The organism is Haloarcula montana, from assembly GCF_035666295.1.
GTDB lineage: Archaea > Halobacteriota > Halobacteria > Halobacteriales > Haloarculaceae > Haloarcula > Haloarcula montana.
Genome location: NZ_CP142029.1, coordinates 356,426 through 375,538, shown reverse-complemented (window position 1 = coordinate 375,538; position 19,113 = coordinate 356,426). Strand labels below are relative to the sequence as shown.

Sequence of the window (19,113 nt, the reverse complement as noted above, 5' to 3'; positions counted from 1 at the left end):
GGCTCACTCGATATCGACGCCGCTTTTCCTGACTGCATCCACGAGCGATCCGTCCCGAACTGCGTCACCCAGCGACGAGATGTCAGCCGACCACGGCACGTCGCCGTTTCGCACGTCGGCCGCGTCCTCAACGAACTCCCGGGCAGCGGCGAGACCGGGGGGCAGCGTTGTCCCCGTCTGCCGGGTCGCACGGGCACAACAAAGGAGTTCGACGGCGACGACCCGGGCGATTTTGTCGATGGTCGCCAGCAGGTTCGAGCTGGCGACGTTGCCGGCGCTGTGGATGTCCTCCTGTCCGGAGGAGGCGACAAAGGAGCGGTCGCTGGCCGTATCGAGCGTCCCCGCTTCGGTCACCAACGACGCCGCGGTGTACTGGGCGCGCGCGAGGCCGCTTTCCAGCCCCGGCTCATCGGCCAAGTGGGGGCTGTGTTCGTCGGCAGCTAGCAACAGTGTCGACCGCGCTTCGCTTCCGGTACCGACTTTCCGCGTCGTCAGTGCCAAGAGGTCAGCGACCCCGGCGACGTACTGGGCGTTGAACGTCCCACACGACCGCGCGGTCCCGTCGGGGAAGATAAGCGGGTTGTCGGTCGCGCTGGCGAGTTCGGTCTCGACGGTCGCAGTCGCCATACCGAGGTGTTCGCGCAGTGCGCCGTTTACTTGTGGCAGACACCGAATCGAGAGCGGGTCCTGTGTCATGTCCGCCGAGGACGGTGTCGCGCTGGTCAGCACCCGGACATGTGCGGCGGTGGTGGCGTGGCCCGCCACGGGCCGGGCGTCGGATATCCGCTCGTCGAAGGCCCCGGGCTCCTGCCCGACGAGTTCGAACGTCCAGGCGCCGGCGATGTCGGCCGCTGTCACCAGCGCCCGGAGGTCCGCAATCGCCACCGCGGTCCGGGCGGTCGTCACGGCGGTCCCGCTGATAAGCGCGATACTCTCCTTTGGTCCGAAGCGGAACGGGTCCAGTCCGGCGGCGTCGAGTGGCTCCGACCCCGAACACCGCTCGCCGTCGACGAGCGCCTCGCCCTCGCCGGCCAGCACGAGGCCGACGTTGGCGAGTTCACACGCGTTGTCGGCGCTCCCCTCCGAGGGGATGAGTGGGAGCACGTCTTCGTTTAGCAGCGTGCAGAGCCGGTCGACGAGTTCCGGGCGGACTCCGGAGACGCCGACGGCGAGGGCGTTCGCGCGAACGGCCAGGATGGCCCGCGTCAGCCGCGGCGACGCGGGCGGTCCCGTCGCTGTCTGGTGGCTGCGAAGCAGGTTCTGCTGGTGTTGTTCCATCTCCTCGCGGCCGACCGAGATGTCCTTGAGGTCCCCGAAGCCGGTGTTGACCCCGTAGACCGAGATATCGTCGCCGTCGATGATGTCGTCGACCGCCGCCCGACTCTGGTCCATTCGTTCCCGGGCGTGGTCGGTCAGTTCCATCGGTTCGCCGTCGGCCACAGCCCGCACCTCGCCGACGGTGAGACTACCGTCGATCGGTATCATGCCACCACAGCGAGTTGCGGACTAGCGGTTGGCTTGGCTTGCATTGTCAGTGTTCCGAGAGGCGGCGCGAGCGGAATAAAACATTGACCCTCCGAGGGGAGAGGCTATTTATTTGCGGTAATTGGGGGCAGTGACCCTATGGCGAGCGAGACACCCAGCGACGTGTGGCGCGAGTACCGAGGCGCGCGGACGGGGACGGAGATCGAGTGTGAGGGGTGGCGACAGGAGGCCGCTCTCCGCATGCTCAACAACAACCTCGACCCCGAAGTCGCCGAAGACCCCCAGAACCTCGTCGTCTACGGCGGTGTCGGACAGGCGGCTCGCTCGTGGGACGCCTACGACACGATAGTCGAGACACTCCGGGAACTGGAGAGCGACGAGACGCTAGTCGTCCAGTCGGGCAAGCCCGTCGGCCGGCTACGGACACACGAGCAGGCCCCGCGCGTACTCATCGCCAACACGAACCTCGTGAGCAAGTGGGACAACTGGGAGGAGTTCCGGCGGCTCAAGACGGACGGGAAGATGATGATGGGGAACTACACCGCCGGATCGTGGGGATATATCGGCTCGCAGGGCGTGTTACAGGGCACTTACGAGACGCTGGCCGCGGTCGCCGAACAGGAGTTCGACGGCGACCTGACCAACCGTCTCGTGGTGACCGCCGGCTTGGGTGGGATGGGGGGGAACCAACCGCTCGCGGTCACGATGAACGGCGGCGTTTGTCTCGTCGCTGAAGTGAGCGACGAGCGAATCCAGCGCCGCATCGACGAGGGGTACTGTCAGGAGTCGGCGGCCTCGGTCGAGGAGGCGCTGAAGCGTGCACGGGCGGCGATTGAGGCGGGTGAAGCCCGCAGTATCGCGGTCCCGGCCAACGTCGTCTCGCTGCTGGAAGGGATGCTCGACCGGGAGTTCGTCCCCGATGTTGTCACGGACATGACCGCCGCCCACGACGAACTGACGGGGTACCATCCGCTCGGCTATACGATCGAAGAAGCCGACGACCTCCGTGAGCGCGACCCCGACCGCTACCGCGAGGAGAGCCTCGACACCATGGAACGGCACGTGCGGGCGCTGCTGGACATGTACGAGCAGGGTGCGGTCACGTTCACCTATGGGAACGGCATCCGGGGACAGGTCGCGGACCGGCGCGGCATGACCGAGGCCCACGACCTCCCAGGGTTCGTCCCCGAGTACGTCCGGCCACTGTTCTGTGAGGGCCGTGGCCCCTTCCGGTGGGTCGCTCTCTCGGGGGACCCCGAAGACATCGACCGCACGGACGCGCTTATCGAGGAGCTGTTCCCCGAGAACGACTCGCTGTTGCGCTGGATCGACCTCGCACAGGAACACGTCGATTTCCAAGGACTGCCCGCGCGGGTCTGCTGGCTCGGCTATCAGGCCGGCGAGGACGGACTGAGCGAGCGCGCCCGGTTCGCGCTCCGGGTGAACGAACTCGTCGCCGAGGGCGAGATATCAGCGCCGATAGTGGTCACGCGCGACCAACTCGACGGAGGGAGTATCGCGAACCCCAACGAGGCCACCGAAGACATGAAAGACGGGACCGACGCCGTCGCCGACTGGCCCATCCTCAACGCCCTGCTGAACTGCGCCGCCGGCGCCGACATCGTCAGCCTCCATTCGAGCGCCGGGGCCGTCGGCGAAGTGACCTCGACAAACAACCATGTCGTCCTCGACGGCTCGGAACTGGCCGAAAAGAAGGCCCGCCGCGTCTTCGACGTCGACCCCGCGAGCGGGGTCATGCGCCACGCCGACGCCGGCTACGAGAAGGCACTGCGGGAGGCCGACCGGTCCGGTATCGAGATTCCGATGGAGGACGGGCCGGAGGAGTGACGATGCACGACGTTGTCATCAAAGGCGGCACGGTCGTCAGCCCCGAACAGGGCATCTTCGAGGCCGACATCGGTATCGACGGGGAGCTGATAACGACCGTCTCGACGGCCGGCGACATCGACGGCGAGCGAGCTATCGACGCCACCGGCCGGCACGTCTTTCCGGGCGTCATCGATCCACACACCCACTTCGGTCTTTTTCGGCCGTTAGCCGACGACGCCGACACGGAGTCCCGTTCCGGGCTGGTTGGGGGTGTCACGACGACCGGGAACATCTTCCGACGAGGGAAGTCCTACCCCGCTATCATGGACGACTTTTTCAAAACGGCCGAGTCAAACTACCGCCACGACTACTTCTTCACACTCGGGCTTCTCTCGCACGCCCACGCGACTGAGATAGACGAGGTCATCGACGAGTTCGGTATCACGTCGTTCAAGTGGTACATGAACTACAAACTGCAGGCCGCGGAGCGGTTCGGCCTGGAGCAGAACCTGCTCGACGACGTGGCCGACCACTTCATCTCGGAACTGGCCGCCGTCGACGAACCGACGACGCTCGCGTACCACGCCGAGAACGCCGAGATAACGGCTCACCTGACCGAGCAGCTACAGGACGCCGGCCGGGACGGGTACGACGCTATCGTCGAGCGGTTCCCCGGATACGCGGAGGCACAGAGCCTCGTCGCCGGCGCGTCACACACCCGACAGCACGGCTACGACGACGACTTCTACGCCGTCCACGTCAGCGCGAAGGAGACGGCCGAGGAACTGGCCCGCCTGCAGTCGATGGGGTACGGGGTGACCGGCGAGACCTGTACGCACTATCTCTGCCTGACGAGCGAGGAGTGTGACGACCGGATGAAGATCAACCCGCCGATCCGGTCACAAGCCGATCAGGATGCTCTCTGGGAGCATCTGGCCGGGGGGACCCTTTCCATCGTCGGGACGGACCACATCGCCAACAAGCGGGCGAACAAGGTCGGCGAGGACATCTGGGAGTCGATGTGGGGCTCCCCGTCGACAGCGACGCTGTTCCCGCTCGTCCTCTCGGAGGGGCTCCACGAGGACCGCCTCGGGCTCCGGCGCGTCGCAGCCGTGACGAGCACCAACGCCGCGAAGGCGTACGATATCTACCCGAAGAAGGGGTCGCTCCGTCCGGGGACTGACGCCGACATCGTCGTCGCTGACATCGAAGAGACGAAGACGGTGACCCCGGAGCTGTTGCAAAGCAGCGCGGACTACACGATGTACACCGGGCGGGAGGTGACCGGATGGCCGACCCAGACGCTCGTCCGCGGGCGAATCGCCTACGAGAACGGGGAGGTAACCGCCCCGCCAGGCCACGGCACACACATCGACCGGCCGATAGTCGCCGGCGACGAGCGGGATGGGTGACATTGCCCCTCCATTCGGAGCGGGATGAGATACCCGCGCAGTCGGCGTTCGTCACGTACTGAACGCCGGAGACGGTAGCCGGCATCACAGCCATGACAGACGAGACACCAACCGCTGTTCAGTACGGTATCGGGCCGATAGGAAGCCGCATCGCGAACGCCGCCCACCGGACGGGGTTTGAGTTCGTCGGGGCCGTCGACATCGACCCGGAGAAGGTCGGCTCCGACCTCGGGGAGGTCGCCGGGTTCGGCGAGTCCGTCGGCGTCGAGGTGACCGACGACGCGGCGGCGGCGCTGGCCGCGGACCCAGACGTTGTCTTCCATTCGACGGTTTCGGATGTTGAAACCGCGCTCCCGCAGTTACTGGAGATCGTCGAGTCGGGAGCAAACATCGTCTCAACGACCGAGGAACTCGCGTACCCACAGTGGGCCGCGCCGGATGCCGCCGTCGAACTGGACGAGGCAGCGACGGACAACGGCGCGACGGTGCTCGGAACCGGGATCAACCCCGGGTTCGTGATGGACACGATGCCGGCGTTCCTCTCGACGCCGATGGCCAGCGTCGACCGCGTCACCGTCGAGCGGGTACAGGATGCCGCAAGTCGCCGGGAGCCGCTACAGCGGAAGGTCGGGGCTGGCGTCACCGTCGAGGCCTTCGAACGCGAAATCGCCACCGAGGCGGGCCACGTCGGGAGCACGGAATCCGTCGCCATGCTCGGGGACGCGCTGTCTTTCGACATCGACGACATCGAGGAGACCATCGAGCCGGTCATCGCGGAGGATCGCGTCGAGACGGAGTATCTCACTGTCGAAGCCGGCGAGGTGGCCGGCATCCGGCAGGTCGCACGCGGCTACGCGGACGGCGAGGAGCGCATCACGCTCGACCTGCAGATGTACGTCGGTGCCGACGAGCCACGCGACGAGGTCCACTTCGAGAGCGAACCGCCCGTCTCCGTCACGGTCGACGGTGGCTACCACGGGGACGTGAGCACCTCCGCGGTCGTCGCCAACGTCGCCCCGACGGTCATCGCCGCCGAACCGGGCCTGCGGAGCATGACGGACCTGATACCGACGTTCACCCGGGAAGTCTGAACGATGGCGACCGCGCGACTCGACTGCTGGCGACGGCCGCGGGACGCGTGGCCGCCCTTGACCGCGGTTGGCGGGCGATAGCCGTCGCGGCGCTGCTCGCTGCCAGCGTGGTGACGCTGTCCGTGCTTGGCCTGGTCTTTTCAGCGTAACCTTCCGTACCCATATGGGGGGTGTATATATACGCGAGTTGCCGGTCCACAGTAGCGCCATGAGTACGATCCTTCTCACGAACGCCCGTATCGTCGACGGGACCGGTGCCCCGTGGTTCCGCGGCACGGTCCGTCTCAAAGACGGCGAGATAACCGACGTGAGTCGCGTTCCGGAGCAGTCGATGGACGCCGAGACCGTCGTCGATGTCGGCGGGAACGTCGTTTCGCCAGGCTTCATCGACACCCACTCGCATTCGGACCTCCAGTTGTTTTCCGACCCGACGCTCGCGCCGAAGGTCCGGCAGGGCATCACGACGGAGATACTCGGCCAAGACGGGTTCTCGATGGCCCCGATGTACCGGGAGGGTGGTTCCGAAGAGTGGCAGAATCAGCTGGCTGGCTTAGCCGGGCGGGTCGACCACGAGTGGACGTGGGGCGGCGTCGGCGCGTATCTCGATGCCGTCAAGGAGTCGGGCGTCGCGCCGAACGTCGGGACCCTGGTCGGCCACGGGACGGTGCGGTTTAACGTGCTGGGGATGGAGGACGCGGAGCCGACCGACGAACAACTGTCCGAGATGCGGGACCTCGTCGCCGAAGCGATGGACGAGGGGGCGTTCGGGCTGTCGACGGCGCTGGTCATCACGCCGTGTTCCTACGCCACGACCGAGGAACTGACCGCGCTGGCCGGGGAACTGTCGCCGTACGGCCGTCCGTTCGTCGCCCACATCCGCAGCGAGCGGGGGGACATCTGGAACGCCTTGGACGAGTTCGTCAATATTGGCGCGACAGCCGGCGTGCCGGTCCATCTCTCGCACTTCAAACTGGGCGGCCCGCTCCAGCACGGCAAGTCCGACCGGGCGCTGGCGCTCGTTGAAACGGCCCGCGAGCGGGGCGTCGACTTTTCGGCCGATCAGTACCCCTACACAGCGAGCAACACACTGCTGTCGTACGTTCTGCCGCCGTGGGTCCACGCCGAGGGACCCGAGCAAACGGTCGAATACCTCCGTGACGAGCAGGCCCGCGAGCGCATCAGAGCGGACATCGAACAGGACCGCATCGAGGGCTGGGACAACCCCGGCGCTTACTCCGGTTGGGAGAACGTCGTTATCGCCTCCGTCGAGAGCGACGCAAACAGCGATGTCGAGGGCGAGTCCGTCGCGGCACTGGCCCATCGGTGGGACACCGAGCCGGTCTACGCCGTCTGTGATCTGCTGGCCGAGGAGGAACTGGGCGTCAGTGTCATCAACCACTTCATCGACGAGGATGACGTGCGCGACATCCTCAGCTCCGAGCGGGTCAACGTCATCACCGACGGGCTCTTCGGCGGAAACCCTCACCCACGGGTTTACGGGGCGTTTCCGCGGGTGCTGGGCAAGTACGTCCGCGAGGCGGATCTCCTGTCGCTGGAGGAGGCCGTCCGGAAGATGACCTCCCTGCCCGCGCGGTCGATGGGGCTGGACACGAAAGGCATCGTTCGCCCCGGGATGGACGCGGATCTCGTCGTGTTCGACCCGGATATCGTCTCCTCACCGGCGACGTACGACAACCCCAGACAACACCCCAAGGGCATCTACCATGTGCTCGTCGACGGCGAGTTCGTCGTCAGGGACGGCGAGACGACCGGCGCGGCCCCCGGCCAGGCGCTCCGGGCGTCGCGTTAGAGTTCGCGTATCGTCTCGCCGTCGGCCTCAATGGTCTCGATGTCGGCCGGCGAGAGGGGGACCTCGACCTCGATCTCGACGAGGTACTCCTCGTTGGCCAGTTGGTCGTGGCCGAGCACGGTGTGACACGGGTACGGCTCGTCGAAGGTCTCCCAGTAGACCTCCTTGTAGCCGTCGTAGTAGTGTTCGGCCGGATCGACGATGTGTGTCGTCACCTTCGAGATGTCGCCGAAGCCCTTGTCGATAGCGTCGAGCAGAATCCCGACATTCTCGTAGGCCTTCCGGGCCTGCGTCTCGATGTCGTCCCCGACGACCGTCGAGTCGGCGTCCATGGCGACTTGCCCGGCCATGTAGAAGGTCCCGCCGTCGATACGCGCGTGGTTGTAGCCGATGTCCCGGGCGTCTTTGAGTTCCGGGGGGTTGATAGCGTAACTGGTCACAGCCCCACCATCATCGATATCAGGGAAAAAACGTCACCCTCCGGATGGTGGTCCGACAGCCCTCCCCCCAACTGGACCCGCGCCGCCGGTCATTCGCTGTCGTCCGATGCGAGCGAGCGAACGGTCTCCGCGAGCACGGCCGTCGCCGCGGCGCAGTCGTTCCAGTCGGTCCACTCCCGCGGGGAGTGTGAGTAGCCGCCTTCCGACGGCGCAAAGAGCAGGCCGGCGTCGGTGACGGCGGCGACGTTGGCCGTGTCGTGCATCGCGCCAGACGACAGCCGTACCGACTCGACGCCGGTCGCTGTCGCCGCAGTCTCGGCCGCTACGAGAAACCGGTCGCTGCAGGGCGTCGGGGCGCTGTCCCGGTACCGCTCTATCGACGTGTCCACGCCCCGACTCTGCTCCAACCGCGCGAGGCTGTCCCGACAGCGTTCGACCATCCGCGTCATGTTGTCGTGGTCGACATCCCGGATATCGAGGTCTAACTCCACGCGTTCGGGGACGATGTTTCGCGCGTTCGGCGCGATAGATCCCTTCCCGGCAGTCGCCACGGCGGCGTCGCTCGTCTCGGCACAGTCCCGACCGGCACGTTCCAGATCGAGGACGAACTCCGATGCCGCCGCGAACGCATCGGTTCGCTCGTTCATCGGCGTCGAACCCGCGTGGTCTGCCTCGCCGGTGATGCACACCTCACAGTTCGTGATGCCCGTAATCGAGTCGACGATACCGACTCCGGCACCGGTGTCCGTGAGCGTCGTCCCTTGTTCGACGTGGAGTTCCACCCACGAATCCCACCGATCGGCCTCAACCGTGTCGTCGCCGGCGAAGCCGATGCCCTGCAGCCTCTCTTCGAGGGAGACACCGTCGTCGTCCGTGAGCGACAGCGCTTCCGAGGGCGTCCGCTGTCCCGCCGCCACGGACGACCCGAGGGTTCCGGCACCGAACCGACTCCCCTCTTCCTCCGTGAACGAGACAACCTCAATCGGCCGGTCGGGAGCAACATCGGCCGACTGCATGGCACGGACGCTCTCCAGCGCCGCGTAGACCCCCAGCGGCCCGTCGAAGATTCCACCCCGAGGCACGGAGTCCAGATGGCTCCCGGCCGCGACCGGTGCGGCCTCCGGATCGCAACTTGCCGGCGTCCAGCGACCGACGATGTTTCCTACAGGGTCGACACGGACGGACAGGCCCGCCGCAGTCAACCGCTCGACGAAGCGCTCTCTGACCTGCCTGTCCGCCTCGCTGCCGGTCAGAACGGTCCGGCCGACGCCCCTGGACGCATCGACTGCCCCGAACCGTGCGTTCGCCTCGATATCCTCACGCAGACGGTCCGTATCGACGTGCATATCTCTACGCTTCGCCGCCCCGTTCATAAATCCGTGACCACCGTTCGGGTGGTCCTGTTTAGCTGATAGCAGGCGCTAAGCCCCCTCCCTCAAGGAGCACGCAGTCCGCGCAAGCGGACAAGGAGCACAGTAGGGAGGGGATACAGCGCCGTCATCATCTTCCATACACTGTTCTGTTGATGGCCCACAGGCCCACGTAGTCGTAACTTCTTTCTACTAGGGTATACAAATATTGATTGAACCCAATGGAGTACGACCTCGACACGGGAGCGCACTCGGTGCATTCACTCCACTACCACCTGATACTCACCACCAAGTATCGGCGTGGTGTGCTCACCGAGGAGCGAACCCAATTCATTCGTGGGGTCATCGAGGGGTTCGCGGACAAGTACGGTGTCACACTGACCAATCTCGACGGCGAAGACGACCACGTTCATATCCTGTTCCAGGCTGAGCCAACCACAGACCTCGTGAAGTTCATCAACACTGTCAAAGGCGCAACTGCTCGACGCATCCGCAACGAGTACGAAGATGAACTCAAAACTGACCTGTGGGGCGACTCATTCTGGAACGACTCGTACTGTCTCCTCTCGACAGGACAAGTGTCACTGGATGTATTGAAAGAGTACGTCGAAAACCAACGAGCATGAATTATAACTACAGGTATCGCCTCAAGCCGACCGAACGCCAGCGTGAGACGCTGGACTACCACCGCGATACCTGTCGTCAACTCTATAATCACGCGCTGTACCGCTTCAACCAGATTCCAGAAGACGAGGGCACCGTCAAACAGCGTGTCCGCATGATCCGTGACGAGCTTCCCGACCTCAAAGACTGGTGGGATACACTCACCGACATCTACTCGAAGGTGCTTCAGCCCACTGTCATGCGGATTGCCAAGAACATCACTGCTCTCGGGAAACTCAAAGAACAAGGCTACAACGTCGGTGAACTTCGGTGGAAGTCACCTCGGGAGTTTCGCAGTTTCACCTACAACCAGTCTGGCTTCGAACTCGACAAGAAGGGTGGTCAGACCGTGGTGTCGCTGTCGAAACTCGCAGATATTCCCATCGAACTCCACCGACCGCTGCCCGACAACGCCACCGTGAAAGAAGTCACGCTCAAAAAGGAGAAAACCGGCGAGTGGTTCGCCATCTTCGGAATCGAGATGGACACAGACCAGCCAGCCAAGCCATGTCTAGAGGATATTGACACTGACGAGATGGTCGGCATCGACGTGGGTATTCTGAAGTACGTCCACGATACTGACGGCGTAGCAGTCGAATCACTCGACCTCTCGGAAGAACGCGACAGGCTCGAACGAGAGCAGCGGAAACTCTCACGCAAAGAGTACGAGTCGAACAACTGGGAGAACCAACGTCGGCGTGTCGCTGAGTGCTATCTCGACATCAAGCGAAAGCGGCGTGACTTCCTGCACAAACTCTCGAACTACTACGCTCGGGAGTATGAACTGGTCGCCGTCGAAGACCTCGACGTGAAAGACATGCTAGAATCACCGCGTAACAGTCGCAACACGGCGTCGGCAGCATGGAACACCTTCACCGATATTCTTGAACACAAGTGCAAGCGTGAGGGCACACACTTCGTGGAAGTTGAACCCGAAGGCACAACCAAAGAGTGTGCGAAGTGTGGCGTCGAAACCGACAAACCGCTGTGGGTGCGTGAACATTCCTGTCCTGCCTGCGGGCTTGAGGTGGACAGAGACGCAAACGCGGCGTGGAACATACTTTCTCGCGGACTCGCCAAACTAGGAGTGGGTCACTCCGAAGGAACGCCTGTGGAGACTGCGCTCCCTGCGGGAACCACGGTGGTTCCTGCAAAGCGCGTCATCGAACCAGGAAGCCCCTGCCTCAAGGAGCCGCCAACGGCGGCGAGTAGGCAGGGGTAGTTCACGGACCATCGTACCGGTTCTCCGACGCAGAAGTGTTCAGATGTTATCAGAGAATGAGGCACAAAGGAGTGGTTTGCGGGCCGCTCAACGACGTCTTTGACATCCTCCCGCCCCTGAAGACGCGGTTCTATTCGTTGCCGGTTATCTCTTCGACGACGCCGTCCGATTCGAGTGTCTCGATAGCGGTGTCTGCAGTCTGATACACGATATCGATACGGTCGCTAGTTTCTCGGACAGTACCATAGGGAGCCTCGAACGGCGTGAGTGAGAGTCGGCGGACGGATTTCGCCGCATCAGCATATCGAGTATCGTATTCGGTACGCTTGTCGACGAGTGGTTCCGAGCAGACAAATAATACCTGAGTTATGGTGCCAAATCCATCAAAGAAGAATAACACTCATCAGAGTGGATACATATAGTGTATGTCTAGGAAGAGATCCGGCTATTGACCAATCGTCTCGGCAAGTTACAACGACGGATCGTCAAGGTTCACGTATACACTCTTTGTCCGGCGGTAGTGGTCTAGTGCCTCTAATCCAAGGTCTTTCCCGAACCCGGACTGTTTGAACCCGCCGTAGGGTGCTTCGGGCAGGATCGGTCCGTACTCGTTGACATACACGAGCCCGGCATCAAGGTCATCTGCCGTCTGATGGACGCGCGAAGTACGCTCGGTACCGATCCCAGCAGCAAGCCCGTACTTGGTGTCGTTTGCGAGGGAGATTGCCTCATCGTAGTCAGCAAACGTGTTGATTGTCTGGACGGGGCCGAAAATTTCCTCCTGTGCAATCGTCATGTCGTTTGATACGTCACCGAAAACAGTAGGTTCAACGTACCAGCCGTCAGCCAGCGCGGGATCGTCGGGCCGTCCACCACCACACAGCAGTGTTGCTTCTTCTTGGCCGGTCTCGATGTAGTCGGTGACTGTCTGGAACTGGTCCTCCGAGGTGAGTGGTCCCATCGTGGTTGCCTCATCCAGTGGGTCCCCGAGAACGTACGACTCTGCCTTCTCGACAAACCGTTCGGTGAACTCGTCGACGATAGACTCGTGAACCAGTGCCCGGGACAACGCATCACAGATCTCGCCAGTGCTGTAAAATATCCCGTCAGCGACTGCGTCAACAACTTTGTCGAGGTCAGCATCAGGGAACACAATAAACGGTGACTTCCCACCGAGTTCGAGCGTAACAGGCGCGACACGGTCCGCCGCCGCCTGCATCACACCACTGCCGACTTCGGTACTTCCAGTGAAAGAAACCTTCCGCACGTCGTCGTGCTCCACGAGTGCTTTCCCCGCTGTACTTCCACTACCCGTAATGACATTAAGCACCCCATCCGGGAAAATATCAGCCGAGAGCTGCGCGGCCCGGAGCGTTGATAACGGTGTCTCACTGGAGGGTTTCAGCACGCAGGCGTTCCCAGCGGCCAAGGCTGGTCCGAGTTTCCACGCGGCCGCCCAAAGTGGGTAGTTCCACGGCACGACTTGACCCACGACGCCGTAGGGCTCGTGTTTCATGTAGAGGTGGAGGTCGGTGGCGGCGGGCGCCTCACTGCCCCGCTGTGCACGACAGACTGACGCGTAATACTCCAGCGTATCGATAGCCCCCTCTATCTCACCCCGGGCCTGTGAAATTGGTTTTCCACAGTCCAGACACTCAAGCAGTGTGAGTTCGTCAAGATGGTCTTCGAGCACGTCCGCCCACTCGAACAGCAGCGAGGACCGGTCGCGTGGGACCGTCGACTCCCACGTCCTGTCGAACGCGTCCCAGGCCGCAGTCACTGCCGCATCCACCTCGGTCGCCGTGCAGTCAGGCACAGTGAGTATCTGCTCGTCGATAACAGGGTCGTAGACTGCAACGGTATCGTCGGTCGTGTGTGTCTCGCCGTTGATCCACGCCTCGAATTTAGCACCGGCTCGCACCTCATCGTGTTTTGAGACGTGAGCACGGTAGAGACTACTCCGGTCGGGAGGTTGACTACCCATACCATGCGATCGAATGGTTAGGAGTAAAAAGTACCGGCTGGTGTCCAGCGAGCGTGTTTCAGTTCCCCACGACGGTACTGTATGTCTTTGCTTGTACCAGTACATTAATATTTGATGGGATAAAAATTGGCATGAATGCGACAAGACAGCCCTTGCTGCGTGCGCAGTGTAGCGTGTCCCAACCGCTCGGAAACCACAGGGGAGCGCCGATGACGATGAACGAGTCCACCCTTTCGTTCCCGATTTGGGTCGAGTTCGGTAACGGCAAAAGCGACCGGACAGGGGATGTGATCGACTCTCAGGGGTGGGACAGTGCGCTGGTCGTGACCGACCAAGGGATCCGTGAGGCCGGCATCCTGGACGGAGTGCTCTCATCACTGGAGGCTTCGGGTATCGAATACGATGTGTTTGATGAGGTCGAACCCAACCCGACGGTGTCGATGGTGTCAGCAGCCGTCGAGGTCCTGACCACTGGAGGTCACGACGTAGTCGTAGCCGTCGGCGGGGGAAGCGTCATCGACACGGCGAAATGTGCGACCTTGATGACGACCAACGAGGGTGACCTGGAGGAGTATGAGGTCAGTACACCCGAGGAGGTCACAGCCGGCAACATCGACAACCACACCCATCCCCTGGTGACCATCCCAACGACGGCTGGCACAGGCAGTGAGGTCGACTACTGGGCCGTAATCACGTCCGAAGAGCGGGAGTTCAAGATGGCGATCGGCCAGCCGCCGCTGTACCCGAACGGCCCGTACCTGGGCGCGGAGATCTCGCTCGTGGACCCGGAGCTGACCGCCTCGCTGCCGCCACGCCAGACGGCTGCGACGGGCTTTGACGCGTTCTCGCACGCGCTGGAAAATCACGTCGCAGCGGGGGCACCGGAACTGGTCAAGCCATACACACGCCACGTGATGGGGCTCGTGCCGGAGTATCTCCCAGAAGCCTACGAGACCGGTGAGATGGAAGCCCGTGAGCAGATGCTGTTTGGCTCTCACATGGCGGGGTTCTGCGAAAACTTCGCCGGTTTCGGGGCAATTCACTCGCTGGCAGAGGTGACAGGGGGGATGTATCCCGGCATCCCCCACGGCGAGGCGATCGCTGTGTTCACGCCGCCGGTGATGCGGTACAACCTTGCGGAGTATCCCACGCGGTACGCCGAGGTCGCGGACGCGATGGGGGTCGACGTATCCGGACTCTCGGACACCGAGGCCGCCCATGCAGCCGTCGACGCTGTCGAGGCGCTCATCGATGAAGTCGACCTGCCCTCGACGCTTTCGGAGGTGGGTGTCGAGAAATCGGACCTCCGGACCATCGCCGAGAAATCACTCGACACCATTGAAATCCACGACAACCCCCGGGCGGCCGATGTCGATGACCTCTACGAGATAGCCCAGGACGCGTACTGACAGAGCCGCTGTGCCAGCCCTGGGAACGATCAGGGACGGCGAGATCCTCCCTTCCACTAGGTCGCCGCTCACCTGGCTTGACCGAGCTTGGCTTCGAGTTCCGAAACGACAGCAACCAACGCGTTCGGGATCTCCTCTTCGAGCACCATCCCATCCACACGGTAGGTCGGACCCGAGATACTGAGTGCGCCGATCACCTGTTCGCCAGAGCCGTGCACGGCCTTCCCGACGCTTCGCATCCCCTCAGTGTAGCCTTGGTTGTCGATGGCGTACCCGCGGTCCTGAATCGTCGCGAGCTCGTCATACAACTGCTCGCGGTCGGTGATCGTGTACTCTGTTCGAGCGGGGAGACCCCATCGGTCGATGATCGCGTCCACCCTCTCCCGTGGATACGTCGCCAGGATCGCCAACCCGGACGCAGTCGCGTGCATCCGGTAGTACGACCCCGTCCGCGCACGGTAATCTTTCGACCCACCATCGCGTCCCGAATCGTCGTATTTGGCCCATTTGTGGTAGGATTCGGCGATAGTGATGATCCGGCCTCGATCCGGCGCCACGAAGTCACACTCCTCCTCTGTCCGCTCTGTCAGGGTTCCGATCGCTTCGTCGATATGCGGTGACCCGGGCCACCGACTCCGGGCTTCTTCTCCGAGATTCAGACATTTCAATCCGACGTGGTAGGTCTCCCCGCGTTTGGTTAACAAGCCGTTTGCCTGGAGCGTCTGCAGGTGCTTGTGTGCCGTACTCTTGGCGACGTCCAGCTCTGACTGTATCTCCCGGAGTCTGGTCCCGCCCGTCTCCGCCACGATATCGAGAATTTGCAGCGATTGCTGGGTCGTTTCGACGGTGTACTGTTCGTCTGTTTCAGTCATACGTGATGCCAGTGCCCGAATCAATATAAGAGTACGGTAGAACGAAACTCATTGGGCCTTACTCCCCACCGCACCCCCTCTGTGTCACAGTATAACATGACAACGCTCTGGAGTTCGACTGAGCGAAACAAGATAGCGGGACACGCGGCTTGGATAACAGACGTACGGCTATTATTCTGACGAGCGCCCTGTATAGACACATCAACCCACGGACACTGGTAGCGAAGCAATGGGTCGGGCGGTTGAGGACATTGTTTAAAAGTTCGATTCAGCGAAACAGTACAGGCTGGGAGCAGAGGTCCGTACACACCTTCCAGTCTGCGAACCCAGTGCCCCGTGAGGCGTTCACGAATATCGATGCACAGTCCAGCGGCCGCGGACTGCCACTGACTGACTTTTTACATAAAGACACTACTCGAAGGCCATCATCGGCGAGTTGAGCAGCGCACAAAAAACGGTGATCGAATTCTGTTACAGTGATGCGTTGCCGCGGTGACTTCCCGACCTGCTCAAGACTGTGATCCCTGTTCTACCTGCTGCTCTTCGGCGACATCGTACGAGTGATAGACGCAGTCACCGGTCTGCCGGTCGAACAGGTGTAGCTTGTTCGGGTCAGCGACCAACTCTATCCGCTCTCCCTTTTCCACCTCGTAATGTGGGTCTACCTGCACAATGATCTCTTGGCCTGCGAGCATTCCGTACACGAGTTTCACGTCACCCAGTGGCTCGGTCATATCCACCTCGAGCGTGATTGGCTCCCTTGGGCTGTGGTCGAACGTATCGACCGGGTACAGGTCCTCCGGCCGGACGCCGAGTGTGTAGGGGCCGGACTCGACCTGCGGGGCACCACCGAGTGCGACCTCGAAACTCGTCGCTTCGCCGGTCTCGCCTGTTACCAGCGGCTGGGTGTTGGCTGTCCGGACGTCGACGGGGAGAAAGTTCATCTGTGGACTCCCGATGAACTCGCCGACGAATTTGTTGGTTGGCCGGTCGTAGAGCTCCTGTGGCGGGTCGATCTGCTGGAGTTCGCCCTCGTTGAGAACGGCCACGCGGTCACCGAGGGTCATTGCCTCGGTTTGGTCGTGGGTGACATACACCGATGTGGTCTGGACTTTGTCGTGGAGTGCGGCCAGTTCGGAGCGCATCTCGACACGGAGCTTCGCGTCCAGATTCGACAGCGGTTCGTCCAACAGCAGGACATCGGGATCACGCACGAGGGCGCGTCCGATCGCCACGCGCTGTCGCTCACCTCCTGAGAGCTGGTTGGGTTTGCGGTCCAGATACGCCGAGATCCCGAGCGTCTCGGCCGCTTCCCCGACCCGTTGGTCGATCTCTTCCTGTGTGTAGTCGCCGGCCGAGTTCATGCCGAAGCTCATGTTCCGAGCGACGCTCATGTGGGGGTAGAGCGCGTAGTTCTGGAACACCATCGCGACGTTGCGGTCCTTGGGTTCTACGTCGTTCATGACGGTTCCGTCGAACCGGAGTTCACCGGAGGTGATGTCCTCTAACCCGGCAATCATCCGAAGGGTGGTGCTCTTGCCACACCCACTGGGCCCGACGATGACCAGGAACTCGCCGGGCTGGATCGCCATATCGAGGTCAGTGACAGCAGTGACATCGCCGTATTGTTTACCGATACCGTTGAGCGTAATGGGGATCGCGTCTGTGTTTGAGGTCATAGGATTCGTGTGTCTCAGTGATTACTTGGTCTGCATACTGACTGTGTCAAGCAGCGGTTCCCGCAGGGCGAGCATGAGCACCATCGGAATCAGCAACGTAATGACTGCGCCGGCCATGATAAGCCCCCAGAGTGCTTCGCCAGCGGTCGGGTTGAGCTGTGCGAGGCCGACCTGGAGCACCTGCTTTGACTGGTCGTTGATGATTATCAGCGGCCACAGGTACTGGTTCCACCCCCAGATGAAGGCGATGGTGAACAGTCCCGCGATCATGCTTTTCGACATCGGTATCAGCACGTAAACCAGGAATTTCAGCGGGCTGACTCCGTCGAGCTTCGCACTCTCGACCATTGAATCCGATATCGAGCGGAAATGCTGTCTGAGCAGAAGCACCGATGTTGCGCTCGCGAAATACGGGACGACGAGTCCCAGCATCGAATTCTCCCAGTTGAGCGAGACCATGATTTCGTACATCGGAACGATACGGACCGGCACAGGGAGCGCTAAGGTGAATAGGATGAACAGCAGAATAAGCCGCTTGAACGGGAGGTCGTAGTACACCAATGCGAGTGCCGCAAGCAGCGCAATGCCCACTTTCCCGACGGCAATCGCGAGCGCCATAATCAGGGAGTTGACCAGATAGGTCGCAAAATTGGCGTCAAAAAGCACCTGCTGGTAGTTGCTCAGTCCCTCCGACCCGATTCCGGCGAGCGTGCTGCTACTTATTTCTGTACTCGGTTGCGTGCTCATCAGCACGGTCATGATGACCGGCAGCGCCAAGACGACCAGCGACCCGATCAAGCTCAGGTGCAGGCCGGGCTGTTGGCGGAGCCGTTGTTTGACCACGGTGAGGTCTATCAGCTGACCGTCCCGCTGTGTCGTCTGGCCCTGTTCGCTCGCCATCTCAGGTCCCCCCGTAATGTGCAAACCGATCTGAGAGGTACAGCTGTCCGGCAGTGAGCAGCCCGACAATCGCGAACAGCACGAGCGATTTCGCCGACGCAAGCCCGATGACGCTGTTGTTGTACGTCATCCAGATATCGTATATCAGGATGTTTAGTGTGTTACTCGGCCCGCCCGAAATCTCCTGGATCACCGGGAACGGCAGGAAGAACGCGTTTACCGTGTTGACGATAGCGAGAAACGCAAGTGTCGGGGAGATCATCGGAATGTACACCTTGGTGACCAATTGGAAGCTCCCAACCCCGTCAATCCGGGCGGTTTCGTTGATCGACTCGGGAATTCCACTCAGTGCCGCCATCATGAATATCACGTTGTATCCGATCATTTTCCACATTGTGGCCCCGGTCGCGAATATCCAGGCCCACAGCGGGTTCGTCGTGAAGTCGAACGCAAACTGGATTCCGACAGCTTGTGTCGCCACCGTGAGCGCCTCTTTAAACAAGCCGACGGTCGGATTGAACAGGACGTCCATGATGTTGGCAGTCACGGCGAACGAGAGCGCGTACGTGAAGATCGCAGCGACAAGGTAGACCGTTTGCCCTGCCGACACGCGGTAGATGAGATAGGAGAGGTACAGTCCGATGAGCATCGACCCGGCAACGACGATGAACGCAAACACGAAACTCATCGACACAGAATACTGAAACGAACCGCTGGTCGCGAGCGTCGTGAAGTGGTCCCAGCCGTTCGGGATCTTCTGTACGCCCCCGATAGTGCGGACACGACTCAGTTGAATCGTCTTCCAGGCCGGCCAATAAAAGAACGCGAGGCTCACGACGAGCGTTGGTAGCAACAACAGGACGCCTTGAATCCGGTTGCGGTACACCTGCATATGTTAGTCCTCAATCAAGCCAACTATTATAAAATGCATCACTCTATCCAACTA

At 61.9% G+C, this 19,113-nt stretch carries 15 protein-coding genes; 7 read left to right on the top strand and 8 right to left on the bottom strand.

Annotated elements, in window-relative coordinates:
- Window positions 1-3: 3 nt before the first annotated feature.
- Window positions 4-1,485 carry an HAL/PAL/TAL family ammonia-lyase gene (locus VJ109_RS19345; RefSeq protein WP_324761009.1) on the bottom strand — a complete coding sequence of 494 codons (1,482 nt, stop codon included), beginning with the start codon at window positions 1,483-1,485 and terminating at the stop codon, window positions 4-6.
- Window positions 1,486-1,623: 138 nt separating this feature from the next.
- On the opposite strand from VJ109_RS19345, the gene hutU reads away from it, so the two are divergent.
- From hutU to VJ109_RS19325, 4 genes are all read left to right on the top strand, one after another.
- On the top strand, window positions 1,624-3,333 hold the full coding sequence (gene hutU / locus VJ109_RS19340) for a urocanate hydratase (RefSeq protein WP_324761008.1): 1,710 nt from the start codon (window positions 1,624-1,626) through the stop codon (window positions 3,331-3,333).
- Window positions 3,334-3,335: 2 nt separating this feature from the next.
- Window positions 3,336-4,727, top strand: coding sequence for a dihydroorotase (locus VJ109_RS19335; RefSeq protein WP_324761007.1), 1,392 nt, complete (start codon window positions 3,336-3,338; stop codon window positions 4,725-4,727).
- Between the two features lie 92 nt (window positions 4,728-4,819).
- Window positions 4,820-5,818, top strand: a complete 999-nt coding sequence (locus VJ109_RS19330) for an NAD(P)H-dependent amine dehydrogenase family protein (protein WP_324761006.1) — start codon at window positions 4,820-4,822, stop codon at window positions 5,816-5,818.
- 208 nt (window positions 5,819-6,026) lie between these two features.
- The gene (locus VJ109_RS19325; RefSeq protein WP_324761005.1) at window positions 6,027-7,628 is read left to right on the top strand and encodes an N-acyl-D-amino-acid deacylase family protein; all 1,602 of its coding nucleotides are present in this window, start codon (window positions 6,027-6,029) and stop codon (window positions 7,626-7,628) included.
- Here the strand turns inward: VJ109_RS19325 and VJ109_RS19320 are convergent.
- On the bottom strand, window positions 7,625-8,068 hold the full coding sequence (locus tag VJ109_RS19320; RefSeq protein ID WP_324761004.1) for a RidA family protein: 444 nt from the start codon (window positions 8,066-8,068) through the stop codon (window positions 7,625-7,627). The two genes, VJ109_RS19325 and VJ109_RS19320, sit on opposite strands and share 4 nt — an antisense overlap.
- An 89-nt stretch (window positions 8,069-8,157) precedes the next feature.
- Complete coding sequence (locus tag VJ109_RS19315; protein ID WP_324761003.1) at window positions 8,158-9,414, bottom strand: Zn-dependent hydrolase; 1,257 nt, start codon at window positions 9,412-9,414, stop codon at window positions 8,158-8,160.
- Window positions 9,415-9,659: 245 nt separating this feature from the next.
- Between VJ109_RS19315 and tnpA the strand changes: the two genes are divergently transcribed.
- Both tnpA and VJ109_RS19305 read left to right on the top strand, forming a co-directional pair.
- On the top strand, window positions 9,660-10,064 hold the full coding sequence (gene tnpA / locus VJ109_RS19310; RefSeq protein WP_324761002.1) for an IS200/IS605 family transposase: 405 nt from the start codon (window positions 9,660-9,662) through the stop codon (window positions 10,062-10,064).
- The gene (locus VJ109_RS19305; protein WP_324761001.1) at window positions 10,061-11,323 is read left to right on the top strand and encodes an RNA-guided endonuclease InsQ/TnpB family protein; all 1,263 of its coding nucleotides are present in this window, start codon (window positions 10,061-10,063) and stop codon (window positions 11,321-11,323) included. The genes tnpA and VJ109_RS19305 overlap by 4 nt, the downstream gene beginning before the upstream one ends.
- Window positions 11,324-11,792: 469 nt before the next feature.
- On the opposite strand, the gene VJ109_RS19300 is transcribed toward VJ109_RS19305, so the two are convergent.
- The gene (locus VJ109_RS19300) at window positions 11,793-13,307 is read right to left on the bottom strand and encodes an aldehyde dehydrogenase family protein (protein WP_324761000.1); all 1,515 of its coding nucleotides are present in this window, start codon (window positions 13,305-13,307) and stop codon (window positions 11,793-11,795) included.
- A 215-nt stretch (window positions 13,308-13,522) separates the two neighbouring features.
- On the opposite strand from VJ109_RS19300, the gene VJ109_RS19295 reads away from it, so the two are divergent.
- On the top strand, window positions 13,523-14,716 hold the full coding sequence (locus tag VJ109_RS19295; protein ID WP_324760999.1) for an iron-containing alcohol dehydrogenase: 1,194 nt from the start codon (window positions 13,523-13,525) through the stop codon (window positions 14,714-14,716).
- A gap of 68 nt (window positions 14,717-14,784) precedes the next feature.
- Here VJ109_RS19295 and VJ109_RS19290 read toward each other — a convergent pair whose 3' ends face one another.
- From VJ109_RS19290 to VJ109_RS19275, 4 genes are all read right to left on the bottom strand, one after another.
- Window positions 14,785-15,588, bottom strand: coding sequence for an IclR family transcriptional regulator (locus VJ109_RS19290; RefSeq protein ID WP_324760998.1), 804 nt, complete (start codon window positions 15,586-15,588; stop codon window positions 14,785-14,787).
- A 509-nt stretch (window positions 15,589-16,097) separates the two neighbouring features.
- On the bottom strand, window positions 16,098-17,267 hold the full coding sequence (locus tag VJ109_RS19285; RefSeq protein WP_324760997.1) for an ABC transporter ATP-binding protein: 1,170 nt from the start codon (window positions 17,265-17,267) through the stop codon (window positions 16,098-16,100).
- Window positions 17,268-17,288: 21 nt separating this feature from the next.
- A complete protein-coding gene (locus VJ109_RS19280) occupies window positions 17,289-18,167 on the bottom strand; it encodes a carbohydrate ABC transporter permease (protein ID WP_324760996.1) in 879 nt (292 codons plus the stop codon).
- A gap of 1 nt (window position 18,168) precedes the next feature.
- The gene (locus VJ109_RS19275; RefSeq protein WP_324760995.1) at window positions 18,169-19,059 is read right to left on the bottom strand and encodes a carbohydrate ABC transporter permease; all 891 of its coding nucleotides are present in this window, start codon (window positions 19,057-19,059) and stop codon (window positions 18,169-18,171) included.
- Between the last annotated feature and the right edge of the window lie 54 nt (window positions 19,060-19,113).